Below are 24,100 nucleotides of genomic sequence, written 5' to 3' on the forward strand. Positions count from 1 at the left end.
CTTGGCATGCTGCGCCTCGGTGGCGCGCTCACTGGGGCCACGCCGCGCCTCCTCACGAAGGGAGTGCAGCTCGGCCACACGCCCACGGGAGTCGGCCGGTTCTCGGGGTGTCTTGAGTGTCACGCTGGTCATATGACTCTCTCGCTCACGATTTCCGATCAGTGAAGGCCGATGGACCGGTTCAGGATCTCCATGAATCGATCCTCGCCCATCCTTCGGTTCACCCGGCGTGCAACGCCCGGGCCTTCCAAGTCCTGCCGCTGGCGGGAGGATTCCTCATCGACGTTCCAGTCGACGCCCAGCTCCACGTCCAAGGCCTTCGCGGATTCACGGCATGTCAGTGCGCACTGGGCGGCGTGCAGCGGATCCCCGCTTGCTCGAAACAGAGCGGCCTCTCTTGCGGCCCTGACTGCGAACAGCGCCTGTGAGCCTGCCCAGTGGAGCGGCCGGTCTGATGCCGGGGCCAGTTCCGGGAAGTTCGCCAGCATGCCTGCGTGTTCTTGGAACAGTGAATCCGGCGCATCCGGATTCGACAGGTCCTCGGCAAGCCGCTGCAGTGATTCCACATGTCCGGTCTCCGATTCCCCCACAGTTCTCGAATCCCGCACGGCGCGGACACCGGCGAATACTGGAATCACGCGGTCGATGCAGCCGGAGAGCATCGAGTTGACCCTTGGGCGGTCGAACGGTCCGTACAGCAGGTCGGTTTCCATTTGTATGCCGAGACTCTCCGTCGCTCTGCTGATGACGACCGGCCGCCTACCAGGTGACCGGCACCCTCTCCCACCCTCCCAGCGCCGCGTAGTCCTTCCAGCGCAGTTCTTGGGGCGCGACGGTGAGTTGGAGTGTCGGGAACCTTTCGAACAGGCTGCGCAGGCCGATCTCGAGTTCGGCTCGGGCCAGCTGTGATCCGATGCAGAAGTGCGGGCCGTGTCCGAAGGCGATGTGGGGGTTCTCCGGCCGCTGAGGATGGAAGCCGTCGGGGTCGTCGAAGACGCGGGAGTCCCGGTTGGCCGAACTGATGGAGGCGATCACCGCACCGCCGGCCGGTATGGTCCTTCCACCGATCTCCACGTCGCTGGTCGCGATACGCACGAACGATCCGTCGCCCGGCTCGTTGAGACGTACCAGTTCCTCGATCGCCCCTGCGTACAGCGACGGATCCGCTCGCAGTTTCTCGAGCTGGTCCGGGTGGCGCAGCAGGGTCACGACCGAACCGCCGAGCACGGTGACCGTGGTGTCGTGGCCTGCCAGGAGCAGCACTACGCCCAGGCTCACCAGCTCCGCCTCGGTGAGCCGCTCCTCCTCGTCGTGCTTGCGCACCAGTGCGCTCAGCAGGTCCTCGCCGGGGTTCTGCCTCTTGGCGGCGACGAGATCGACGAAGTAGCCGCGCATATCGGCATTCGCCTTGCCTATCTCCTGCGGGGTGTACTTGGTGAGCGACATGAAGTGGTCGCACCATTCGCCGAACCTGTGGTGGTCCTCGAAAGGCACACCGAGCAGTTCGCAGATGATGCGTAGCGCCAAGGGCTGGAAGAAGGCATCGTTGAGATCCACTTCTCCTTCCCTCTTGCCCATGTCGTCCAGCAGTTCGTCCACCAGCCGTTGGATGTAGGGGCGCATGCCCTCTACGCGGCGGGGGCTGAACTCCCGGGTGACCATCTGACGCAGCTTCGTCTGCCGCGGCGGGTCAAGGTTGAGAATGCTGTCCGGGTCGGGTATTCCCACCTGGGCTCGCGACGCCCCCGGGCGGAAGAGTTCCTCACGGCTGAGCCGCGGATCCGACAGCACCGCTTTGACGTCCTCGTAACGGGAGACCATGAACGCCGGATCTCCGGTCGCCAGACTGACCGGGCACACCGGTTCATCCTTGCGCAGCTCGGCGTAGACCGGAGAAGGCTCGTAGGGGAGTGTCCGGGGAATGGGGTAGGAGTGCTTTGCGGACTCGGCGGACATGTCGGCGATCTCCTTAACCGTGCGAATGCGCAAGGGTCCGGTCGGCTCGTACGGGATTGCATCGCGAGCCGGTGTTCTCAGTGTGATGTATCCGCCTGACATCACACTGAGATCGCCATGTCAGGGATGCGTACGCCTCGTTGCCTCGGCGTCGGTCCGAAGGCGTCGGAGCGTCTCGCGCATCCCCTGCCGATTGACGGCGTACCGGGAGCTCGGCCGTGTGCCCGTGAATATGAGACCAAGGGTCTGAGAAAGCCATGCGCCGCGACCGGAGCGCAGGTCGGTCCAGTGTTCGGTCACGGTCGTCGTGCCGTGACCGTCCTGGGTGAGGCGGTACCCCCAGCGCGCGACCGGGAGTCCGAAGGTCGTGACGGTGAAGGCGAACTCCCGCCCGGGACTGGCCACGGCCACCCGGCAGTTGGTGAACCAGACCAGGCCGCGGCGACGGTTCCAGCCGACGAACGTCTGACCCGTCCGGGCGGGTCCGGGCCGGGCCCAGACGGCCAGGCACTCCGGGCTCCACCGGGCCATATGCCGCACGTCCGCGACCAGTTCATAGATGGTGGCCGCGTCGGCATGGATCCGCATGCTCTCTTCAGCGGCCCACTGTCGGGGCATGAGCTCTCCTCGTCCGCGGCTTCCACCGGCCGGCTGCGGTGCCGGGGCCGTCCAGGACGGCCCCGGCATCGCAGCGGCACCGGCCGCTTCGGCACCGTGGCTGGCGCCGGCCGGATCCCCGCTCGGGTTGTGGGCTGCTACCGGCTGCCGGACGAGCGGATGATCAGGGCTTCTCCCTGCCCCCCACCGCCGCAGATGCCGGCAGCGCCCACGCCGCCTCCGCGCCGGTTGAGGGTCTGCGCCAGATGCAGGACGATGCGCGCCCCCGATGCGCCGATCGGGTGGCCGAGCGCGATGGCGCCGCCATGGGAGTTGATCTTCTTCATATCGACTCCGAGGTCGCGGATCGACTTGGCGACCACAGCTGCGAACGCTTCGTTGATCTCGATGTGATCGAGATCGGACAACGACACGCGCGCCTTCTTCATGGCCTGCTGAATGGCGCAGGACGGCTGTGAGTGCAGCGAGTTGTCCGGGCCCGCGACCATGCCGTGCGCGGAAATCTCTGCCAGCCAGTCAAGACCGAGCTCCTCCGCCTTTGAACGGCGCATGACAACCAAGGCGCTGGCGCCGTCGGAGATCTGTGACGCGTTGCCCGCTGTGATCGTGCCGTCGGGGATGAACGAGGGGCGCAGTCGGCCGAGTGACTCCAGGGACGTGCCGGGACGGATACCTTCGTCCGCGGTCACCAGGGTGTCGCCGATCTTGACGGGGATGATCTCGTCGCGGAAGACGTCGTTCTTCTGCGCTTCGGCCGCTCGCTGGTGAGACAGCACGCTGATCTCGTCCTGGATGCCGCGCTCGACGCCGAACTTCGTGTTGTAGCGGTCGGTCGACTCTCCCATCAGGATGTTCTCGGAGAAGTCGGTCAGGCCGTCGTGGAACATGGAGTCGACCAGTTCGGCGGACCCCGCTCGTACGCCGGCCCGCATGCCGGGCAGTAGATGGGGCGCCTGAGTCATGGACTCCATGCCGCCCGCGACCACGATGTCCTGCTCACCGGCCCGGATCAACTGGTCGGCCAGAGCTATGGCCGTCATGCCGGACAGGCAGACCTTGTTGACGGTGAGAGTGGGCACGACGTGGGGAATGCCTGCCTTCAGTGCGGCCTGCCGGGCCGGGCCCTGGCCGACGCCGGCCGCCAGCACATGGCCCATGATGACGTACCCCACGTCGTCGCCGGTGATCCCCGCTCGGTCCAGAGCTGCTTTGATCGCCACGGCCCCGAGATCGACAGCGGAGAGCTTGCCCAGCGCCCCCATGTGCTTGCCGATTGGTGTACGAGCTCCTGCGACGATGACGGACTCGGACATGAGGGTCCTCCGGTCGGGATTGGTCTACGGATTCAGAGTGGGAGGCATCTGCGCGAGGGACTGGAACAGGTAGCGGAATTGGCGCAGCGTCGCCTCGAGGAGCTGGTCGGGATCATCCGCGTGCACCATGGCCATGGCCGCCTCGCACTGCGCTCCGTGCAGCATCGAGGTCAGTGAATCGATCTCGTGCCGCGGGAAGCGGCCCTTGCCCAAGGCCTGGGAGAGTCCGTAGAACATCATCCGACGGCAGTCGGCACGGATGTCCCGCATCACTTCCCACCCCAGAGCGCCTGGCGCATCGATGAGGGTGATCCGCTGCGTGCTCGGTTCCATGGAGCCGACGAGGAACTCCCGCATTCCCTGGAACAGCCCTTCCCAGGCGTCGTCATAGTGGGAGTAGGTCTGGGCGATCGCGCTGGACAGCCCTTGCTCCTCCCGCTCGTACACCGCCTTGAAGAGCTGCTCCTTGCTTCTGAAGTGGTGGTAGAAGGCGCCTTTGGTGACGCTTGCCTCGTCACAGATGGCCTCGAGAGAGGTGGCCGCATACCCCTCGCGGGAGAAGAGTTTGCGGGCAGCGGTGAGCAGTTGCTGGGTGGTCGCGGAGGAGCGCTCCTGCTGTGTCCGACGCTCGCGCTTCGATGCCGTCCGTTGTGTCATGGCTTCGCACTCCTCCTGACGACCGATTCTCTACCGCATCCTGGGGATCGGTTCGTTACCGGATCGCCGACTCTTCCGCTTCATCGAGACCGTTCACACCCAGGTGCAGACCAAGCCTGCGGATCACTGCTGCCGCGGCTACGGCATGACCACGGCTGTTGACGTGACGGCCGTCCTTACTGTAAATGCCTGTGTCCGCGCCGGCCGGGTGGCTGGTCAGGTCGACGAAGACGGCACCGTGGCTGAGGGACAGGCTGTGAGTCCGGTCCGACAGCAGACGCAGTCGTGCCCGCAGGCCCTCTTTGTACTGCTCCGGGATGTAGTCCGACTGGCTTATGTCGAACAGCCCCATGGTAATGACATCGGCTCCGGACGCCCTGAGCGGAGCGATGATCCTGGCCAGCTCGGCCTCGGTGGCATCCACGTCGAAGGACTTGCGCAGCATGTCGTTGCCGCCGGCGATGACTGCGACCAGGTCCCCCTTGAACGAGAGGGCCTTGTCCAGCTGCTGGGAGCGGATCTCCGAAGCGATGAGATCCCGTTCGCCCAGATTCAGATACGCCAGCCCCGGATTGACCGTGCGCAGGGCCGTGGCCACACGGTCCGCCCACGGAGACGACCCGTATCCCTCGCAGGTGTCGCCCAGTCCTTCGGCAACGCTGTCGCCCATGACGACGAACCGCTGCCACGGGGCCGCCGAGAGAAGGTCGGTGGCCGCTGCCGGAGCCATGCAGTAAGGGTCGTTCTGTTCCGCGGTCACGTCGGATGTGCTGCTCATGTCGGGCTCCTTGTTCGTGTGCCGGATTCGGTTGGGTCAGGGGGCCGTGATCGGTCCGGTCAGCGGGTCGTGGCTGTGGTCTCGCCGGACTCGCGGGGGACGGATGTACGGGCTTGCTGCTGCGGTACGGCCGGCTTGCGCGGCCCGGCCAGCGCAAGGGCCAGCAGACCTGCCGCGACTGAGGCAACGGTGCAGAACAGGTAGACGTTGGAGAAGGCATCCGTTCCGGAGTTGTCCGCTGCCGCCGAGACCAGGACCGCCATGGTGGCCAGGCCCAGGGCGCCCCCCATCTGGCGTGCGGCCACATTGAGTCCGGTGGCACCGGCGAAGCGGACCGGCTCGACAGCCATGGCAGCCGCGGTGGACACGCCGGTGCTCATCGCTCCCAGACCGATGCCGCTGAGAAGTCCGGCCGGCAGCCACAGAGCCAGGAAGTGCGGCTCGGTGGGCAGGTAGACGGTGAGCCATACGCCGGCCGCGGCCAGCAGGGCCGCACCCGTGAGGATCACCGGCCTCGGCCCCGTCTTGGCCATCACGCGTCCGGCCGTGAGTGCGACGATGGCGGACGCGACGGCACCGGGACTCATGGCGAGACCCGCCTTCAGCTCCGAGTAACCCCATACCTGGTTCAGGTACAGGACTCCGACGAGGAGCCATGCGTACAGCGCGGCGCCCAGGCCGACGGAGATCGCGTTGGCGAGCGCGAAGTTGCGGCTCTTCCAGAGACTGATCTCGACGGCCGGCGCGGCGTGCCGGGAGGAACGCATCAGCGCGGCAGCCAGGAGGGCCGCTCCGCCGATCAGGCAGGCGAGCGTCTTGGCGTTGCTCCATTCCCAGTCGTGTCCCTGCGTCACACCCAGGGCGAGAAGGCCGATGCCTCCGCCGAGGAAGACGGTGCCCACGAGGTCCGGGACCTGGCTGCGCTGTCCGGACTTGCGGGGGATGGCACGCGCCACGAACAGGAGTGCCAGACCGAGGGGCACGTTGATGAGGAAAACGGCGCGCCAGTCGAAGGCCTCGACCAGGACTCCGCCGAGGCTGGGCCCGACGGCCGCTGCCGCCGACGCTGCCGCGGCCCACTTGGCGATCGAGGCGAGCCGGCGCTCGGGCGGCGAGTCCATGAGGATGACGGCGAGCGAGGCGGGGATCATCGCGGCCGCGCCGGCCGCCTGGAGACCACGGAAAGTGAGCAGCAGGGGGACGTTCGGCGCGATCGCGCACAACAGGGAGGAGACAGTGAAAAGCCCCATGCCCGTCATGTAGAGACTTCGGCGGCCGATGACGTCCGCCAGGCGTCCGGCGGGGGCCAGCAGGGCGGCAAAGGCGATCGCGTAGATCGTCAGCACCCAGGTGAGGTCCGTGACCTCGGCGTCAGGGAAGTCCGTCGCCAGACTCGGCACAGCCAGGTTGGCCACGGTGGAGTCGAGGAAGGCAAGGAACGATGCACCCGCGGACATGACGACCAGAAGGCCGTATCGCACGGTGGGGGGAGGTTGTGCAGCTGTATGGGCCATCAGAGACTCCTTAATACATACCGACGGTTGGAATGTTAGTGAGGGGTCGGAGTAGTGTCAACGCACATCTGCTCGAGCAGCGCGGGGGCGTTCCGCATACCGAGGTCCCGCATCCGTCCATCGGAGGCAATCAGTGAGTACTGCCTGGGCGACCGCGTACGCGGTCAAGCACTACGTTCGCCGTCTCGGCGGGCTGTTCATGAAGTCGGCCATCGCCAAGCAGCACGCTCGACAACTTCAACTGCCCGGATTCGCCTACTACTTCGGCGGTCGTGGCAGCGTGCTGGGCGAAGTCGACTCCGACGTGGTGACGGCGACGTTCGGCTTCTTCCCGGCCGAACTCGTCGGCGAGCACTGGAGCGTCGCGCGTCGTACGGCGCCCCCCGCACAGTTCCGTGCCCACTATCTGCGTACCTGCCACACCTGGGCCGCCGAGCATCTGGGCGCATTCAAGGAGGCGGAGCAGCTCGGAGCCCTGCTCGAGAAGGTCACGTCCGCGGCGTCGCCCACTCTTCTCCCCCTCTTCGCCGGCTGGCGCTCCGTCCCGCTGCCGGGCGATCCGGCAGCCCGCGTCGCCCAGCTCGCCCATGTACTGCGGGAGCACCGAGGAGGGCTGCACCTGTGTGCGGTGCGCGCGTGCGGCATCACGCCGGTGGACGCCATCCGTACGCGAGAGGACGGCGACCGCAGAGCCGCCTTCCTCGGGTGGCGCTCCCCCGGCGCTCCTCCGGACGCGTCGCTCGTTCAGCTCCGCGAGCACGTCGAGAGGGTCACCGACGATCTGACGGCTCCGGCTTACGAGGTGCTTGACGAAGCGGAGTTGAAAGATCTGCAGACACTTCTCGAGGCTGCCTACCGGCACGCGGTGCCCTCCTGAGTGCGGCATCCGTCACGGGCGGCCGGCGGCCGCACCGTACCCCGTCGCCGGCACGGCTCTCTCGCCGTGCCGGCGACGGCGCCCTGGCGGCAGCATGCCTTCGTCGCCGGCGTACAGGCGCCCGGAGAGGGGCTGGTGCGGTTACGGACTGACCAGCGAGTTGATTTCCCCGAAGTCGACACCTGACGCGAAGGAGGTGTACGTGCCTTCGTTCAGCAGCTCGGTGGCGGAGCGGCGGACCAGGTCGTAGGCCGCCTGGGCGATGGCCATGCCCACGCTGACGCGACGGACGCCGACGGCCTGGAGCTCCTTGACCGAGGGCCCTCCCGGCAACGCCATGATGTTGATACCCAGGGGCGAGTCGGCGACCACCGACTCGATGACGGCGAGATCGAGCAGTCCCGGCACGAAGAGCAGATCCGCGCCTGCCGCGGCGTAGGCCTCCGCCCGCTCACGGACGAGACCGGTCCGCTTGCCGGCGTCTCCCACACCGGCCAGGAAGACGTCCGTGCGCGCGTTGATGAAGAGGTCGGGGACTCCCGCCTCCACCGCTGCCTGGCGCGCGGCCACGATGCGTTCACGCTGTGCGTCGATTCCGTACAGCGGCTCGTCGGCGCCGGTGGAGTCCTCGAGGTTGATACCCGCGGCGCCTGCCGCGACCACCGTCGCCACACTCTTCGCCACCGCCGCAGGTGCCGCGCCGTACCCTCCCTCGATGTCCGCGGTGACCGGTACGGCGACCACGGAAGCGATCCGCCGTACTGCGGCCGCCATCTCGTCGAGGGACAGACCGTGACCGTCTGCGCGCCCAAGTGACCAGGAAATGCCAGCACTTGTCGTTGCCACGGCCGTCGCACCCGCCGACTGAACCAGGGCGGCGCTCGCGGCGTCCCACACGTTGGGCAGTACGAGCGGCCCCGGCTGCGTGTGGAGCGCACGCAGTTGCACGGCCTTGGTCTGTACGGGTGTGCTCACGACAGTCCTCTCGGTTTACGGGACCACGGCACGGCCGCCAGGCCGGGCCGGACCCGACAAGCTACTCGACCTCCGGGATGTTACATACCAACGGTAGGAATGTTCAATCATCCGCGTAGGGGCCGGCGGGCGGAGTGAGCCCAAGTCGGGCGACTGACTGGGGGGTTGCCACATGAGGCAGCAGGTGCCGGAGGAAGGAGACGACCCGTTGCTCGACATCGGCCCCCTCGGGCAGGATCTGCGACGCCAGCCGCGCCCCGGCAAAGGCGCCGATCAGCAGCTCGGCCGTCTCCGACGTGACCGCATCCGGGTGCAGCGCTCCCTGCTCCCGAGCACTCTCCAGCAGTTCCTTGTACCGGTCCGACCAGATCAGGTAAGGGCGCTGCCGCTCGCCGACGCCGAGCCCCTCCTCCAGACACAGCCGGAAACAACCATTCACCACGGGGTCGTCCTTGAGCTGGCGCGCGGTCGCCATCGCCCGCTCCATCAGCTCCTGCAGCTTGAACGGCAGTGGCCCGGCGGTGGGCTGACGGGCGATCCACTCGCTCAGCACCGCTCCGGCGACGTCGTTCTTGGAGGTGAAGTGAAAGTAGAAGGCACCCCTGGTCACACCAGCGCGCGAGGCGATGTTCGCGCAGGTTGCCGCCTCGTAGCCCCGCTCGGCGAACTCCTCCGCCGCCGCTTCCACGATGTGCCGACGGGTCTTCACCGCGCGCTCTTGCTGCGCCACATGCCCTCCTCACCACAGAAGGTCCAGCTTGCCGATGGACCTCGAGGTGCCAAGACTATGCATCGAAATTCGGCCAGTTCGCAGTCATGCCCAACTGGTCAGGGAGCAGCCAAACCAGGCCAAGGAGGAGGAAAAGTTCTGCCGAAACCGGGTCGGTCGACTCGACACGAGCCAGATCCCTGTGGCGCCAAAACAGGCGCCCGTGTATGTTCCTGCAACGTCAGGATATTCGCACTGATCAACGATAGCTCCCTCGGGGGATGGTGCAGACGTTTTCCGATTCCGGCTCGTCCACAGGCGATCACGTTCTTGCGCGCTCTCGCCCGGCTTACGCCGACCCGGTCGAGATCGCCGTGCGTCACCCTGAGCTGTAACCAGCCGGCGCACCTCCTTCGGCTCATCGCTCTGCGGCGTGCCCTCGCATATCCGAACTCATATGTGAGAGCTCGGCGCTACGCGCGTGCACACACTGTCATTGCTATTCGGACGGCAAGGCCGCACGGACCATCACGGCCTCTCAGGTGTTACGGGGGTAACATGCAAATAAGGCTTCTCGGCCCATTGCAGGTGATCGAGCACGGTGTTCCCATCGCCATTCCGGGTGAAAAGCTCAGGGCGATCGTCGCCACATTGTCCCTCTCGCCGGGGACAACAGTCCCGGTCTATGACCTGCTCGACGAACTGTGGGGGGAACGGCCTCCGCGGAGCGCGGCGAACTCGCTGCAAGGTCATATCGCCCGTCTGCGGCGGACTCTGGTACGGCAGAGCGGCAGGGAAGAAATCCGCGACTTCATCCGGACATTCGGTTCCGGATACATGCTCGCGCTGCCGCCGGAGGACATAGACGCCACACGGTTCACTTCCGTGGTGGAAACGGCAGGGCGCCGCGTTGCGCATCATCCGGCCGAGGTCATCGCGTCCCTCAAGCACGCCCTCGCAATGTGGCACGGGCCGGCGCTGCTGGATACCGGACACGGGATGATCTGCCGGACCGCTTCGGCCCGTCTCGAGGAAACCCGCCTCATTGCCCAGGAGCTTCTCATCGATGCCCGGCTGGCTCTCGGAGGGCATCACGAGACGGTCCCGGAAATCGAGCAGCTGCTGTCACGCCACCCTCTGCGGGAGCGTTTCTGCGAGCAGCTCATGATTGCCCTGTACCGCTCAGGCCGGCAGGCCGACGCTCTCAACACCTACCGGCGGGTGCGGCATCGCCTCGCTGCCGAGCTGGGCCTCGAACCGGGGCCCGGAATGCAGAACACACTGGCGGAAATCCTGCGTCAGGAAAGCAGCCTTCTGCAGCAGGCGGGCTGAGGCCGGGGCCCGTACGGGGGCAAGCCGGCGGGGGCGGCGGCGAGTCCGCCGTCCCCGTCAGATGGACTTGGTGACGCGCAGGATCTGCCAGATCGCCCCGAAGCGGGCGCGCCCCTGGAAGGCCAGGTACTCCGGCAGGACAAGGTGCGGACCCCACTTCTCCTTGTAGGTCAGCTGGCTGGCCGCCGGGTACACCGCCTCGCCCTTCTCGGCCAGCAGTCGCATGAACTTCCCCGTCAGCGGACTGCTCCGGGGGAGTTCCAGCGCCGGATCCAGGCCGGTGAACGGCGTGAAGCCGAAGTGCAGCCACTGGGCGTCCTCGCTGATGAACTGCTCGATCGCGGCGGAGTTGATCGCTTCCATCACGCCCGGCATCACGTCGGGCAGACGCCTGCTCAGGTCGTGCAACCAGCCCGAGCGCTCGCCGTAGGCCGGCGAATACGAGACGTACGCGACCGGCTTCTCCTCGATCAGGCCCACAAAAAGGCGCCGGTGCTGCTGAGCGGCGCCCCCGATCTGGCCCACCAGGAACTCGATCTCCTTGACGTGCTTTCCTTTCGACCGGAGCCACGCCTCGTCAATCTCGCCGATCCGGCTCCCGACGTCTGCATGGTGGACCTCACGAACTTCCAGACCGCTGCGCTTGGCTCGCGAAATCTTGTTGCGCAGCTTCATGAAACGCGTGCCCTTCAAGGTGAACTCCGGGAGATGCACGGAGTACGAGGCGCCCACCTGATTGACCGTAAACCCTTCGGCCGCGTAAAGCTCGGCGTCCTCGCGCTGCAACTGAATGCAGACGATCCTGTGCCGCTGTTCGCGTGCATACCTCTGGAACTCCTGGAGGGTCGCCCGGTGCTGGTTCTCCTCCGCGAACACCCCGCCGAACTGGATGAAGTACCTGCCGGCCCTCCGGTAGGCGACGACACCACCCTCGTTGCCTTCGAAGAACTCGTTCCCTTCGTTGACCGCAAGGAAGGAGCTGGGGTTCCTTCCGTATTTCTGGATCGCCTGGAGAGCTGTTTCTGCGTTGCCTTGAGAAGACTTCATCGACCGGCTCATCCGACTTCTCCATTATTTGGCCTGCGAGGGTCTCCGAGAACGTAGCAAGCCGACTGACCGCGGTGCTGAAACGGCCGTATCAGTGGGATCTAAGCGATCTGTCAGAGCCCCCTGCGAGTGTCGTCACGAAGCTGGTTCTCCGAGTTTCCGAACGTAAGGAGTGATCGTGGGCAGTACGCAGCTGTCTCGCCCGGCGCTGCAGAGCCGATCCGGTCTGTCCAGGAATTCTGCACCACTGCGCACCTACCACTCCTACGTGAATGGTCGACCACTTGAGAGCGACGACTGGGTGTACGTCCTCGACTCCAACATCCTGCTGGACGACGTCTTCTCGAGTCTGACGCTCAAGCGCAAACTCGAGCAGGGGCGCATCGCAGCGGAAGATCACTCGGATGTCGTCGTCGGACGCGTCGCCAAAGCTGACCGTGACACGGTACAGCGCGCGATCGAGGCGGCAGCGACCGCCGCCCCGCTTTGGGGAGCGTTCCCGCTCGAAACGCGGCTCCACGAGTTCGGCGCGCTGCTCTGCAAAAGACTCGCCGAACGGGCTGACGAAATAGCCGAGATACTTGTCGCGGAGGGGCATCCTCTGATGCTCGCCCAGTGGCAGGTCTCCGGAATGCTCGAATGCTTCAGCCCCGAGTCCATCGCTTTCTACCGTTCGCAGATGCTGCAGGAGTTCCACCGCGGAGAGCGGCTTCTGCAGGTACGCCGTCAGCCGGACGGGGTGGTGTGCCTCAACCCTCCGCAGAACGCCCCGCTGTCCAGCGCCCTGCTCGGTGTGACGGCGGTGATGGGCGGCAACTCGCTCGTCGTTCGTGCACCGCGCAGCGGCCCGCTCGGCGTCATGTACGTGATGCAGGAGATCGTCGCTCCGGCTCTGGACGAGGTCGGCGCGCCTCCCGGCACCCTGAACGTGGTGTGCGGAGATCCCGGCCCGATGCTCTCGGCCTGGCTCGCCAGCCCGGACGTGAACGACATCATCTACTTCGGCAGCAGTGAGAACGGCATCAAGTTCGAAGCACGCTGTGTGGCGGAGGGCAAGAAGCCCATCCTCGAACTCGCCGGCAACGACGTGGTGACCGTCTGGAAGGACGCGGACGTCGAACTGGCCGCCGAGGCCCTCACGGAGAGCTTCTACGGTTCCGGGCAGTTGTGCATGATTCCCAACCAGGTGCTGGTGCACCCGGATGTGGCCGATGCTCTCGTCGCGAGTCTCGTACGTCAGGTCGGCCACATCCGGCCGGGGTATCCGGCAGAGCCCGATGTGCTGCTGACCCCCGTGCTCCGCAACGAGAAGTTCTTCACGTGCCTGGACGACGCCCTGGAGAAGGGCGCCGAGCTGGCGTGCGGCGGCCATGCCATGCAGATCGATGAGAGCCGCGACCCGAACGGCATCTTCCTCGAGCCGACGGTGGTGGTCGTGCGCGGCCTCGCGAACGCGCGTGACGTCGACGCCGTACGGCACGAGACGTTCTTCCCGCTGCTTCCGATCGTGGTGGCCGACCCGGCGCCGGACGACGAAATGCTGGAGCGGTTCATCGACTTCGTGAACTCCAACGTCTACGGCCTGCGCAACTCTTTGTGGGCAAGGAGCTCCGAGACGATCGACCGGTTCGTGGCCCGGGTCGGCAACGGCGGTCTGCTGAAGGTCAACGATTCGCACATCGGCTTTCTGCCCTGCCTGCCCACCCACGGTGGTACGGGGCTGACGGGCGGCGTCTTCGGCGAGGCCAACTACCCGATCCTGCGCACCTCCCACATCCAGGGCGTGAGCATCAGTACCGGCTCACGTCCACATGACGCGGTCTTCGGGGCCTGGCGGGCCCTGCTCAGTCAGAACTCATGAACAACCCGTCCTTGCTAGGAGTCGTTCGATGCGTGCACTGGAAGCAGCCCGCGAGGTCTGCGAAGGCTATCTGCCCGGGCTGCTGGACAAACTCGGCGGGCACTCACTGGAGGAGCTGGAGCGGCCCGGCAGCCCTGCGATCGGCCTCTTCCGGGCCCATGGAGGCCCCAGCCTGGTCATCCCCAAGACGTACTCCGGTCTCGGCGCCGGCCCACTGGACGCGGTGGCGGTGACCCGGGCGCTGGCCGCGGTGTCTCCCTCGCTGGCCGTGGCCACCACGATGCACCACTTCTCCGTCGCCACCCTCTTCTCGCTCGCCGACAGCCTGCAGAGCGGCGGGGTCGAGTGGGCCCTGCTCGAAGGCATCGTCGAGCAGAACCTGCTGGTGGCCTCGGGCTTCGCCGAGGGCAGGCCGGGGCGCGGCATCCTCACCCCGACCATGCAGGCGCGGCCGGACGCGAAGGGCTATCGCATCAACGGTTCGAAGAAACCGTGCAGCCTGTCCGGATCCATGGACCTCCTCACCGCCAGCGTGGCCCTGCCCAACGAGGACGGTACGAGCGACATGGCCGTGCTGCTCGTCCCCCGCCAGGCCGAAGGTCTTACCGTCCACCCCTTCTGGTCGAGCTGGGCTCTGGCCGGCGCCGAGAGTGACGAAGTACGGCTCACCGACGTACTCGTGGACGAGCAGCAGGTCATGCGCACCCAGTTGGGCAGCAACCGCGAGCTGGACGAGCTGCAGACGGTGGGCTTCATCTGGTTCGAGGTGCTGATCTCCGCCTCGTACCTCGGGATCGCCAGCGGCCTGGCGGAACGCGTCATCAGCTCGGGCCGCGGCTCCGTCACCGAACGGGCGGAGCTCGTGACACGGCTGGAGACGGCATCGCTCCTGCTGGAGGGCGCCGCTCGGATGATCACCGACGGGGAGACCGACAACGCGGCGCTGGCCAAGTCGCTGCTGGCGCGCTACGGCGCTCAGGACGCCATCGCCGACACCGTCCGGCGTGCCGTCGAACTGCTCGGCGGCATGGCGTTCATCGGCGGAGGCGACATCCCGTACCTGGCGGCAGCCTCACACGGGCTGTCCTTCCATCCCCCGTCGCGCTCCAGCTTCTCCGAACCGCTCATCGAGCACGTCACGGGCAAGCCGCTGCGGCTGGCCTGAGGAGAGTCATGACCACACCCACCGTCTCCGCCACCTACGACCGTGAGCACATCGGCGGGCTCTACCGCTCCTACCTGAGCAAGGGACGCGCCACGCTGGGCGAGCTGTTCGGCGGGCACCTCGAAACCCGGTCCGAGGGCGCCTGGCTCACCACGCACGACGACCGCCGCTTCCTGAACTGCGGCGGTTACGGAGTGCTGATCACGGGCGCCCGCCATCCCACCGTCGTGCGCCATGTCGCCGAGCAGCTCGACCGGCACCCGGTGGCCAGCCGCATCTTCCTGGAGCCGCAGGCCGCCCTGGCGGCGGAGTCGCTCGTGGACAAGGCCCCGGCCGGCCTCGAACGGGTCCATTTCGCCTGCTCGGGAGCGGAAGCCGTCGAGACGGCGATCAAACTCGCCCGTACCCTCGGCAAGGACCAACTCGTCGCCACCCACGGCGGCTACCACGGCAAGACCATGGGCGCGCTGAGCCTCACGGGCAAGGACTTGTTCCAGGACCCGTTCCGGCCGCTGCTGCCGGGAGTCCACCATGTGCCCTACGGGGACGTGGGCGCACTGGAGGAGCTGCTCGCGTCCATGCCGGGCCGGGCGTGCTTCATGGTCGAACCGGTCCAGGGCGAAGCGGGGGTGATCCTGCCTCCCGCCGGCTACCTGCGGGCGGTGCAGGAGCTGTGCCGGACGTACGACGCCTTCTTCGTCCTGGACGAGATCCAGACCGGACTGGGGCGGCTGGGGGCCTGGTGGGGGGCGGACCTGGAGGGCGTCACTCCGGACGCCCTGCTGGCCGGCAAGGCGCTCGGCGGCGGCATCATGCCGGTCTCGGCGGTCATCGCGACTCCGAAGGCCTTCGCGGCCTTCGACCGGGACCCTTATCTGCACACCTCGACCTTCTCCGGGACTCCTCTGGCCATGGCCGCCGTCCGCGGGGCGCTGGCTGCCCTGACGGAGGAGGACCTGATCACCCGCGCCCGCGACCTGGGCGAGGAGATCCTGCCGAACATCCGCAGCATCGCCCACCGGCACTTCGGTCCTCTGGTGCGCGAAGTCCGGGGCCGCGGACTGCTGTTGGGCATCGAGTTCACCATCCCCGGTCCGGCCGGGGATCTGCTCATCGAGCTGATCGCCCAGGGGGTCGTGGCCAACCACTCGCTCAACTCGCACCTGGTCCTGCGTCTCACCCCGCCTGCGGTCCTGAGCGCCTCGGACGTGCGGTTCCTGTACGAGGCGTTCGACCGCGCCTGCCAGGCGCAGGCAGCCCGATACGTACCGACTCTCGAAAGCGACTCCGCCCATGCGTAGTGTTCAAGTGGCCGTCGAACTGACCGGGGTCACTCCAGCCGCGGGGTACGACCAGGTCAAGCAGTTCGCCCAGTATCCCGATCTCGTCCCTGTGGTCCGCTCGGTCGCCGTGCACGAGATCAGCGCTGACGAGGAGACCAGCGACTGGGAGGTGTACTTCCGCAACGGCATCCTGCGGTGGACCGAGTCCGATCACTTTGACCCGGTGAATCTCACGATCACCTTCGCCCAGCTGGACGGGGATTTCGACACCTTTTCCGGGGACTGGCGCGTCTCGCCGACCACGCGGGGGTGCCGAGTCGACTTCCGTGCCGAGTTCGACTTCGGGATTCCCAGCCTGGCCGGAATTCTCGACCCGGTGGCGGAGCGGGTCATCAAAGAGACCATCGCACGCGTGATCATCGGCCTGTTCGGCACCGGGTCGGTCATCGAGGACAAGGCGCTGGCGCAGGCCGTGGCACTTCCCGCTGCCGACATCCCTCTCGTCGCGGCACAGGCGGACTGATGGACACCAAAAACCTCTTCATGACGCCCATCACCGCCCGGCTGATCCGGGCGGAATACGGGCTGGGTCTCGTGGTCTCGGTCGTGCTCTTCTTCGCCCACCTCGACGAGGTCCGCTGGTGGCCGGCTGTCGCGCTGTTCCTGTACATCGACCTCATCGGCTACATCCCGGGCGCGATCCAGTTCCGCCGTAGCGGGAACGGTGAGCTGCACAAGGCGTATTACGTGCTCTACAACGTCATGCACAGCCTGGTCACGCAGGGACTCGTGGCGATCGCCTGGATCTCGCTGTGGGGATTCGAGTGGGCTCTGCTGGCCCTGCCGATCCATCTGTTCGGTGACCGGGCGCTGTTCGGCAACTACCTCAAGCCGTTCGCGCTGCGCTTCGAACCGGAGACGCACCAGTCGTACCGGCGCTTCCGCAGCGAGTTCGACGCGAGCACGTCGGCCAGGAGCGACAACCCGCTGAGCGCGATCTCATGACGAGGGCAGCGATCCAGGAGCCGTCGGCGAAGTCGGGGGAGACCGCTGCCGCACTTACCGACACGATACGGCGAGTCGTCACCGGGGTGACGGTCGTGACGTGCGGCAACGCGGCCGACGTCGAAGGGGTGACGGTCAGTACCCTCACCACCATTCCCGGTGATCCGCCCATGGTCTGCGTCGCACTGCGTCGCAACAGCCGCGGGCTGAAGGCCCTCGTCGCCGCCTCCACCTTCGTGGCGAACAGCCTGGCGGCCGACCATGAGCCGCTGGCCCGGCACTTCGCCCGGCGGTACCGCGCCAAAGGGCTGGATCAGCTGCCGTCCGATGCCTGGGCGGGGTGCTCGCCCAGCGGCGTTCCCCAGCTTCGCGACGCCGTGTCGTGGCTCGAATGCCGTCTCGTGCAGACCGTGACCGTCGGGGATCACGAGCTGGTGGTGGCACGCGTCCTGTCCGCCACTTCCGGCACGGCGGATCCTCTGGTCAATTTCGCCGGTGCCCTTCATGCCGGCCCGTCCTGTGTGCAGCACACGGAAAGGAAACATCAATGACACCGCCGAACTTCCCGGCCGAGGCGGACTGGGAGCAGGCGCCCTCGCTCATGGACGGGGCGCTGAATCTGGAGCTGTCGGCTGCGACGTGCAACCTGAAGTACTGGCTCGGCTCAGTGCCGCAGGGGACGTTGCGCGGCCGCATACTCGGCCATGCCGATGACGTACGGCCCATGGATGTCGTACGGCAGGAAGGCCCCCTCAACAGCGCGCTCAAGCAGGAACTGGCCTTCCGGTCGATCGCCGAGGAGAAGGCCACGCGGGCCATCGGCTACATGGTGGCGCTGGCGCCGGACAACGACGGCATGGAGTTCTACTCCACCCAGCTCATCGACGAGGCGCGGCACGCGATGGTCTTCCGCAGCCATCTCCTGCAGCTGGGCACTGCGGAGCACGAGCTGTTTCCCGAGGTCGACCGGCTGGCCGGCGACGACCGGGAGAACATCCTCGTACCGCTGGAGAACTTCGGGCTGCGGGTGCTGCGCGACGAGCGGGACTACATCGGCGGTGTGCTGGTCCTGACCGTGCTGGTGGAAGGTGTACTCGCACCGGCCGCGGAGCTCAGCGAGCGCAAGTGGCGCGTCTTCGACCCCGCCGCGGCCGATATCGAGCGCGGCGCCGGGATCGACGAGATCCGGCATCTGACGGTCGGCAGCTCCATCATCCGCGAGCACCTTCTGAAGCACCCGGAGGACAAGCCGCGGCTTCTGGAGCTGATGGCGGAGGGCTATGCGCTGTGGGGGACGCTGCCGACCTCCGAACAGCTGCTTCGCCGCGAAAGGCTGTTCCAGCAGGGCATCGAGGAGCACGGCCACCTGCTGGGCGACTACGAGGCATGGCCCGGACGCCGGCTGAAGGACACCACCGCCGAGGAGCGCATGGCGACGGGACAGGAGTGGGCCGAGCGCATGCAGCGCACCCGGCTTGCCTACATGGGGCTGGAGGACGCGATATGAGCACGGTCGGCGAGAGCGGTGCCACGGCCGGCGGTCGCGGCAGCTCTGACACGGCGAGTCTCGACGAGGTCACCCAGCTGGTGAAGCGGGCGGGGCTGATGGACCTGCAGCCCGTCTACTACACCTTCAAAATCATTCTCAATCTTCTGCTGCTCGTTGCCGGCTGGACCGTCTTCGCTCTGCTGGGCGACACATGGTGGCAGCTCGCGGTCGCCGTCTTCCTTGCGGTCTGCTTCGGTCAGACCGACCTGGTCGGACACGACGCGGGCCACCGGCAGATCTTCCGGAAGCGGCGCGGCGGCGATGTGATCGGCTACATCCACGGCAACCTGCTCACCGGTGTCAGCTTCGGCTGGTGGGTGAGTCACCACACCAAGCACCACAACTTCCCCAACCATCTCTCTCTCGATCCCGACATCCTGCGCCGCCAGGTCATCTTCGACGCCAAGGACAGGACGAAGAAGACCGGGGCCGTGTCACGGTTCATCGTGCGCCACCAGGCATGGATGTTCTATGTCGTGATCATGATGGAGGGGCTGCGGCTGCACCTGTCCGGCTACGTCGCCGCCAGCAAGGGCGCCCTCAAGCGATACGTGGCCGCCGATCTGGCCCTGCTGACCCTGCATCTCGTCGTCTACCTCGCGGCGGTGTTCTATGTGCTGCCGCCCGGCAAGGCCATCGCCTTCATCGTCGTGCACCAGGCGCTGTTCGGCTTCTACATGGGCCTGCTGTTCGCTCCCAACCACAAGGGGCTGCCCGTACGCGACGGTGAGAGCGAGGAGCTGGACTGGCTGACCCGGCAGGTGGTGACCTCCCGCAACCTGCTGCCGAACCGCGTCACGGACTTCTTCTACGGCGGCCTGAACTACCAGATCGAGCACCACCTCTTTCCCTCCATGCCGCGCAGGAACCTACGGCATGCGCAGCCCCTGGTGAAGGACTACCTGGTGCGTCACGGCATGCCGTACGTCGAGGTGTCCCTGATGCGCTCCTACTTGGACGTGGCCGACTACCTGGGAGAGGTCAGCGACGAAGTGGCTGTCCTGGAAGCCACGGCGCAGCCCCAGGCAGGAGGGGTCTGATGGATCGCGCAGCGGTCCTGTCCGGGCTGGGGACCTGGCTGCCGCCGCGTGTGGTCACCAATGACGACCTGGCGAGCGAGCTCGACACATCGGACGAGTGGATCCGCAGCCGCACCGGTATCGGCCGGCGCCATGTGGCCGAGCCCGGCATGGCGACCTCGGACCTTGCCGTCGAGGCAGGCCGGCGGGCGCTGAAGTCCGCCTCCCTGGACACGGTCGACGCCGTCATCGTGGCCACGACCACCCCGGACCGCCCGTGTCCCGGCACTGCCCCGCTGGTGGCGGCGCAGCTGGGCCTGGACACGGTTGCGGCGTTCGACGTCGGGGCGGTATGCACCGGCTTCCTGTACGCACTGGCCACTGCCAACGGCCTCATCGCCGCGGGCACGGCCCACACCGTGCTGGTCATCGGCGCCGATGTGTACTCCAGCATCCTCGATCCGCAGGACCGCTCCACACGGGCCATCTTCGGAGACGGGGCCGGTGCTGTCGTGCTCCGCGCCGGCGCCCCTCATGAGGCCGGGGCTCTCGGGCCGCTGGTCCTGGGCAGCGACGGCACCGGAAGCGAACTGATCATGGTTCCGTCGGGAGGCTCCCGCGACCCGGTCCGGGCGGCGACCGTGCAGCAGGCCGACCCCTACTTCCGTATGGCCGGCAAATCCGTCTTCCGTCACGCCGTCGAGCGGATGGCAGAGGCCGCTCTGGACGCCGTGGCGCAGACCGGATGGGAGGCCGGTGACATCGAGGTGTTCATCGCGCACCAGGCCAACCTGCGCATCATGCACGCCGTCGCCGACCGGATGCAGCTGCCGAGATCCCGCTTCCCCGTGCACCTGGACCGGGTCGGCAACACCGCTGCGGCATCCATCCCGCTGGCCATGGCGGACGCCGTGACGTCAGGAGCACTGCGCCCCGGACAGCGCACCGTGGCGGCCGCGTTCGGCGGTGGGCTGACCTGGGGCGCCTGCACCTTCCGCTGGCCGGACGTCCATCCCGTCTGAGTACCCGCCGACCCTCGGCACATCCCTCACCACAAGGAGCGACATCATGAGCGACACCTACGAGCGTCTCGTCCAGCTGCTGGTCAAGAGCTTCGGCTTCGAAGCCGGTGAAGTGGAGACCGAGCACACGTTCAGCCACCTCGAACTCGACTCGCTGGCCCTGGTGGAGCTCACCCTCCACGTCCAGCAGGAGTTCGGCATCCAGCTCACCGATGACGACCTGTCCGGCGACGACACACTCGCGCAGGCCGTGAACGTGATCGAAAGCAAGCTGGTGACGGCCTGATGGCAGACTCCACCGGCTCGTTCGACGCCGCCATCACCGGGATCGGCATGGTGACGGCGGCCGGGGTGGGCGCCGGTCCCGCCTGGGACAGGATCCGGGCGCCCGAGGGTACGGCAGCGACGCGGGTGCCCGCGCTCACCGGCACCCCGGCCGACATCGGCTGCTGGATCCCCTCCTTCGACGCGGCCAGGAGTATCGGCCGGCGCAAGGCGTGGCGCCTGGACCGCAGCAGCCAGTTCGCGATCGCGGCCGCCGCGGAGGCGGTGGCGGACTGTGGACTGGACTCCTCCAGCTGGGACGGCACGCGTGTGGCCGTGGTCATCGGCAGCGGCATCGGCGGAGCCGCCAGCTGGGAGAAGCAGCATCACGTGCTGCTGGACGAGGGGCCCCTGAAAGTCTCGCCCATGCTCATCCCCATGCTCGCCGTCAACATGTCGGCCGGTTACGTGGCGATGGAGCACCGGGCGCGTGGCCCCAACTTCGTCACGGCCACGGCCTGCGCATCGGGTACGACCGCCATCGGGACGGCCCGCGAACTGCTCCGTCAGGGGGTCTGCGACGTGGTGATCACCGGGGGGACCGAGGCCTGCCTCATTCCCTCGATCATCACCGGTTTCAGCCAGATGGGTGCGCTGTCAGAGCGTCGAAGCGACCCCACGGCGGCATCGCGCCCCTTCGACGCCGACCGTGACGGGTTCGTTCCCGCAGAGGGCGCAGCCGTGATCGTTCTGGAACGGGCGGAGGACGCACGGGCCCGCGGAGCGCATGTCTACGCGCACATCTCCGGATACGGGGCGTCGGCCGATGCGCACCATGCCACCGCTCCCGAACCGGAAGGAGCAGGGGCGGAACTGGCGCTGCGGGCCGCGCTGAAGGACGCGGACATAGCTCCCGACGCGGTCGACCATGTCAACGCCCACGGGACTTCGACACCGTTGAACGACGAGATGGAGGCGAAGCTGATCCGCCGCGTGCTCGGCGACCGTCCTGCCGTCACATCGGTCAAGGGTGTCGTGGGGCACTCGCTGGGCGCCGCCGGCGCCATCGAGGCGGCCATCACGGCGATGACCATCGACAAGGGGCTCATCCCGCCCACCGCGAACCTCGACAGCCTGGACCCCGCGATCGAGCTGGACGTCGTCGCCAAGGCCGCACGGCCGGCCAAGGTGGAGGTCGCCGTCAGCAACTCGTTCGGGTTCGGCGGCCAGAACGCCGTCCTTCTCCTCACCCGCTCATGACCGACTCGCAGGGGACAGCCACCGCATGACGTATGTGATAGCGCAGCCATGTGTCGATGTGAAGGACAGGTCGTGCATCGACGAATGCCCTGTGGACTGCATCTACGAGGGGCGACGGGCCTTGTACATCCACGAGGACGAATGCGTGGACTGCGGAGCCTGCGAGCCGGTTTGCCCGGTGGAGGCCATCTTCTTCGAGACGGACCTCCCGCCCGAGCTGCATCAGTTCCGGCAGTCCGCCTTGGACTTCTTCACGGACATCGGCGCTCCGGGGGGCGCGGCGTCGGCCGGCATGCACGACCACGACTCTCCGCTGGTGGCCTCACTCGCCCCGAGTGCGTCGCTCTGATCCCCACCCGGCCCTCCGACCACTTCAACGAAACGGAGAATCGCGTGAGCCGTTCGGTCCTTGTCACCGGAGGAAACCGCGGCATCGGCCTCACCATCGCCCGCACTTTCGCCGATGCGGGCGACAAGGTCGCCATCACCTACCGCTCCGGCGAGCCGCCGTCCGGCCTGCTCGGGGTCCGGTGCGACGTCACCGATGCCGAGCAGGTGGAGCTGGCCTACAAGGAGATCGAGGACAAACACGGCCCCGTGGAGGTCCTGGTGGCCAATGCGGGCGTCACCAAAGACCAGTTGCTGATGCGCATGTCCGACGACGACTTCACCTCCGTACTGGACACCAATCTCACCGGCGCCTTCCGCGTCGTGAAGCGCGGCAGCAGCGGCATGCTGCGCGCGCGGAAGGGGCGGGTCGTGCTGATCTCCTCCGTCGTCGGTCTGCTGGGCTCGCCGGGCCAGGCGAACTATGCGGCCTCCAAGGCAGGTCTGATCGGCTTCGCGCGTTCCCTCGCCCATGAACTGGGATCGCGCAACATCACCTTCAATGTCGTCGCGCCAGGGTTTGTCGACACCGACATGACGAAGGACCTCGGGGACGAGCGCCGTCGGAGCATCGCCGCACGAGTGCCCCTCGGCCGCTTCGCCCGGCCCGAGGAGGTGGCCGAGACCGTGCGGTTCCTCGCTTCCGAGCACGCCTCGTACATCACGGGGGCCGTCGTCCCGGTCGACGGCGGACTGGGCATGGGGCACTGATAACCATGACCGGAATCCTCACGGGCAAGCGCATCCTGCTCACCGGCGTGCTGATGGAGTCGTCCATCGCCTTCCACGCGGCCAGGCTGGCACAGGAACAAGGTGCCGAGATCATCCTGACCGCCTTCCCCCGGCCCAGTCTCACCGAGATGGCGGCGAAACGGCTGCCGAGACCGGATGACGTCAAGGTCCTCGAACTCGACGTCACCGACGTCGCCCAGCTCGACGGCCTGGCCGAAGCGGTGCGGGCGGAGCTGGGCGGGCTGGACGGAGTGGTGCACTCCATCGGCTTCGCGCCCCAGGACGCGCTCGGGGGCAACTTCCTCAACACCTCCTTCGAGTCCGTCGCCACTGCCATGCATGTGTCGGCGTTCTCCCTCAAGTCCCTGACCACCGCCTGTCTGCCGGTGATGCGGGAAGGCGGCTCGGTGGTCGGCCTCACCTTCGATGCGCGCTACGCCTGGCCGCAGTACGACTGGATGGGTCCGGCCAAGGCCGCACTCGAGGCCACCTCGCGCTACCTCGCCCGGGACCTGGGCAAGCAGAACATCCGCTGCAACCTGATCGCGGCCGGCCCGATCAGGTCCATGGCCGCCAAATCGATCCCGGGGTTCACGGAACTGGCGGAGGTATGGAACAACCGCTCCCCCCTGGAGTGGGATGTCACCGACCCCGGACCGGCGGGACGGGGCGTTGTCGCCCTGCTGTCGGACTGGTTCCCGAAGACCACCGGAGAGATCGTTCATGTCGACGGCGGCCTGCACGCCGTCGGTGCCTGATCCGGGCACACCGGCAACG

26 protein-coding genes are annotated in these 24,100 nt (G+C 67.2%); 16 read left to right on the forward strand and 10 right to left on the reverse strand.

All coding sequences use genetic code 11. The annotated features are described in order from the left end of the window. Positions 1 to 158 precede the first annotated feature (158 nt). The 7 genes from AB0M62_RS09565 to AB0M62_RS09595 all read right to left on the reverse strand — a co-directional run bounded on the left by AB0M62_RS09565 (position 159) and on the right by AB0M62_RS09595 (position 6,803). On the reverse strand, positions 159 to 713 hold the full coding sequence (locus AB0M62_RS09565; RefSeq protein ID WP_366073560.1) for a hypothetical protein: 555 nt from the start codon (positions 711 to 713) through the stop codon (positions 159 to 161). A 46-nt stretch (positions 714 to 759) separates the two neighbouring features. Then, positions 760 to 1,956 (reverse strand): cytochrome P450, encoded by a 1,197-nt coding sequence (locus AB0M62_RS09570; RefSeq protein WP_366073561.1) that lies wholly within the window; start codon positions 1,954 to 1,956, stop codon positions 760 to 762. A gap of 120 nt (positions 1,957 to 2,076) precedes the next feature. Continuing rightward, the gene (locus AB0M62_RS09575) at positions 2,077 to 2,574 is read right to left on the reverse strand and encodes an SRPBCC family protein (protein WP_366073562.1); all 498 of its coding nucleotides are present in this window, start codon (positions 2,572 to 2,574) and stop codon (positions 2,077 to 2,079) included. 137 nt (positions 2,575 to 2,711) lie between these two features. Then, positions 2,712 to 3,887, reverse strand: a complete 1,176-nt coding sequence (locus AB0M62_RS09580; protein ID WP_366073563.1) for an acetyl-CoA C-acetyltransferase — start codon at positions 3,885 to 3,887, stop codon at positions 2,712 to 2,714. 24 nt (positions 3,888 to 3,911) lie between these two features. Further along, on the reverse strand, positions 3,912 to 4,544 hold the full coding sequence (locus tag AB0M62_RS09585; RefSeq protein ID WP_366073564.1) for a helix-turn-helix domain-containing protein: 633 nt from the start codon (positions 4,542 to 4,544) through the stop codon (positions 3,912 to 3,914). A 55-nt stretch (positions 4,545 to 4,599) separates the two neighbouring features. Continuing rightward, positions 4,600 to 5,322 carry an SGNH/GDSL hydrolase family protein gene (locus AB0M62_RS09590; protein WP_366073565.1) on the reverse strand — a complete coding sequence of 241 codons (723 nt, stop codon included), beginning with the start codon at positions 5,320 to 5,322 and terminating at the stop codon, positions 4,600 to 4,602. 59 nt (positions 5,323 to 5,381) lie between these two features. Beyond that, positions 5,382 to 6,803 (reverse strand): DHA2 family efflux MFS transporter permease subunit, encoded by a 1,422-nt coding sequence (locus AB0M62_RS09595; RefSeq protein WP_366073566.1) that lies wholly within the window; start codon positions 6,801 to 6,803, stop codon positions 5,382 to 5,384. Between the two features lie 166 nt (positions 6,804 to 6,969). On the opposite strand from AB0M62_RS09595, the gene AB0M62_RS09600 reads away from it, so the two are divergent. After that, positions 6,970 to 7,713 (forward strand): hypothetical protein, encoded by a 744-nt coding sequence (locus AB0M62_RS09600; protein WP_366073567.1) that lies wholly within the window; start codon positions 6,970 to 6,972, stop codon positions 7,711 to 7,713. 141 nt (positions 7,714 to 7,854) lie between these two features. Here the strand turns inward: AB0M62_RS09600 and AB0M62_RS09605 are convergent, their stop codons facing one another. After that, positions 7,855 to 8,688: an isocitrate lyase/phosphoenolpyruvate mutase family protein gene (locus AB0M62_RS09605; RefSeq protein WP_366073568.1), complete on the reverse strand. Its 834-nt coding sequence runs from the start codon at positions 8,686 to 8,688 to the stop codon at positions 7,855 to 7,857. A 103-nt stretch (positions 8,689 to 8,791) separates the two neighbouring features. Then, entirely contained in the window at positions 8,792 to 9,418 is a 627-nt protein-coding gene (locus AB0M62_RS09610) for a ScbR family autoregulator-binding transcription factor (RefSeq protein WP_366073569.1), read from the reverse strand. A 567-nt stretch (positions 9,419 to 9,985) separates the two neighbouring features. On the opposite strand from AB0M62_RS09610, the gene AB0M62_RS09615 reads away from it, so the two are divergent. Continuing rightward, positions 9,986 to 10,729, forward strand: coding sequence for an AfsR/SARP family transcriptional regulator (locus AB0M62_RS09615; protein ID WP_366073776.1), 744 nt, complete (start codon positions 9,986 to 9,988; stop codon positions 10,727 to 10,729). Positions 10,730 to 10,786: 57 nt separating this feature from the next. Here AB0M62_RS09615 and AB0M62_RS09620 read toward each other — a convergent pair whose 3' ends face one another. Continuing rightward, entirely contained in the window at positions 10,787 to 11,776 is a 990-nt protein-coding gene (locus tag AB0M62_RS09620) for a DUF2156 domain-containing protein (protein WP_366073570.1), read from the reverse strand. A 268-nt stretch (positions 11,777 to 12,044) separates the two neighbouring features. Between AB0M62_RS09620 and AB0M62_RS09625 the strand changes: the two genes are divergently transcribed. Genes AB0M62_RS09625 through fabI form a run of 14 tightly spaced genes read left to right on the forward strand, consistent with a single transcriptional unit; the run spans position 12,045 to position 24,081 of the window. Next, positions 12,045 to 13,637 (forward strand): aldehyde dehydrogenase, encoded by a 1,593-nt coding sequence (locus AB0M62_RS09625; RefSeq protein WP_366073777.1) that lies wholly within the window; start codon positions 12,045 to 12,047, stop codon positions 13,635 to 13,637. 28 nt (positions 13,638 to 13,665) lie between these two features. Next, positions 13,666 to 14,802, forward strand: coding sequence for an acyl-CoA dehydrogenase family protein (locus AB0M62_RS09630; protein ID WP_366073571.1), 1,137 nt, complete (start codon positions 13,666 to 13,668; stop codon positions 14,800 to 14,802). Between the two features lie 8 nt (positions 14,803 to 14,810). Beyond that, positions 14,811 to 16,103: an aminotransferase class III-fold pyridoxal phosphate-dependent enzyme gene (locus AB0M62_RS09635; protein WP_366073572.1), complete on the forward strand. Its 1,293-nt coding sequence runs from the start codon at positions 14,811 to 14,813 to the stop codon at positions 16,101 to 16,103. Further along, complete coding sequence (locus AB0M62_RS09640; RefSeq protein WP_366073573.1) at positions 16,096 to 16,608, forward strand: SRPBCC family protein; 513 nt, start codon at positions 16,096 to 16,098, stop codon at positions 16,606 to 16,608. The genes AB0M62_RS09635 and AB0M62_RS09640 overlap by 8 nt, the downstream gene beginning before the upstream one ends. Continuing rightward, positions 16,608 to 17,090, forward strand: a complete 483-nt coding sequence (locus AB0M62_RS09645; RefSeq protein ID WP_366073574.1) for a hypothetical protein — start codon at positions 16,608 to 16,610, stop codon at positions 17,088 to 17,090. Before AB0M62_RS09640 ends, AB0M62_RS09645 begins: the two co-directional genes overlap by 1 nt. After that, a complete protein-coding gene (locus tag AB0M62_RS09650) occupies positions 17,087 to 17,641 on the forward strand; it encodes a flavin reductase family protein (protein WP_366073575.1) in 555 nt (184 codons plus the stop codon). The genes AB0M62_RS09645 and AB0M62_RS09650 overlap by 4 nt, the downstream gene beginning before the upstream one ends. Further along, positions 17,638 to 18,597, forward strand: coding sequence for a VlmB-like protein (locus AB0M62_RS09655; protein ID WP_366073576.1), 960 nt, complete (start codon positions 17,638 to 17,640; stop codon positions 18,595 to 18,597). Before AB0M62_RS09650 ends, AB0M62_RS09655 begins: the two co-directional genes overlap by 4 nt. Then, complete coding sequence (locus AB0M62_RS09660; protein ID WP_366073577.1) at positions 18,594 to 19,679, forward strand: acyl-CoA desaturase; 1,086 nt, start codon at positions 18,594 to 18,596, stop codon at positions 19,677 to 19,679. The genes AB0M62_RS09655 and AB0M62_RS09660 overlap by 4 nt, the downstream gene beginning before the upstream one ends. Further along, the gene (locus AB0M62_RS09665) at positions 19,679 to 20,680 is read left to right on the forward strand and encodes a beta-ketoacyl-ACP synthase III (protein WP_366073578.1); all 1,002 of its coding nucleotides are present in this window, start codon (positions 19,679 to 19,681) and stop codon (positions 20,678 to 20,680) included. Before AB0M62_RS09660 ends, AB0M62_RS09665 begins: the two co-directional genes overlap by 1 nt. A 46-nt stretch (positions 20,681 to 20,726) precedes the next feature. Beyond that, positions 20,727 to 20,966 (forward strand): acyl carrier protein, encoded by a 240-nt coding sequence (locus tag AB0M62_RS09670; protein WP_366073579.1) that lies wholly within the window; start codon positions 20,727 to 20,729, stop codon positions 20,964 to 20,966. Continuing rightward, a complete protein-coding gene (locus AB0M62_RS09675) occupies positions 20,966 to 22,204 on the forward strand; it encodes a beta-ketoacyl-[acyl-carrier-protein] synthase family protein (RefSeq protein WP_366073581.1) in 1,239 nt (412 codons plus the stop codon). The genes AB0M62_RS09670 and AB0M62_RS09675 overlap by 1 nt, the downstream gene beginning before the upstream one ends. A gap of 25 nt (positions 22,205 to 22,229) precedes the next feature. Then, positions 22,230 to 22,553: a ferredoxin gene (fdxA, locus tag AB0M62_RS09680; protein WP_366073582.1), complete on the forward strand. Its 324-nt coding sequence runs from the start codon at positions 22,230 to 22,232 to the stop codon at positions 22,551 to 22,553. A gap of 44 nt (positions 22,554 to 22,597) precedes the next feature. Beyond that, entirely contained in the window at positions 22,598 to 23,302 is a 705-nt protein-coding gene (fabG, locus tag AB0M62_RS09685; RefSeq protein WP_366073583.1) for a 3-oxoacyl-[acyl-carrier-protein] reductase, read from the forward strand. A gap of 5 nt (positions 23,303 to 23,307) precedes the next feature. Further along, the gene (fabI, locus tag AB0M62_RS09690) at positions 23,308 to 24,081 is read left to right on the forward strand and encodes an enoyl-ACP reductase FabI (RefSeq protein WP_366073584.1); all 774 of its coding nucleotides are present in this window, start codon (positions 23,308 to 23,310) and stop codon (positions 24,079 to 24,081) included. Positions 24,082 to 24,100: the final 19 nt, after the last annotated feature.

Source organism: Streptomyces sp. NPDC051219 (assembly GCF_040682335.1).
Taxonomy (GTDB): domain Bacteria; phylum Actinomycetota; class Actinomycetes; order Streptomycetales; family Streptomycetaceae; genus Streptomyces.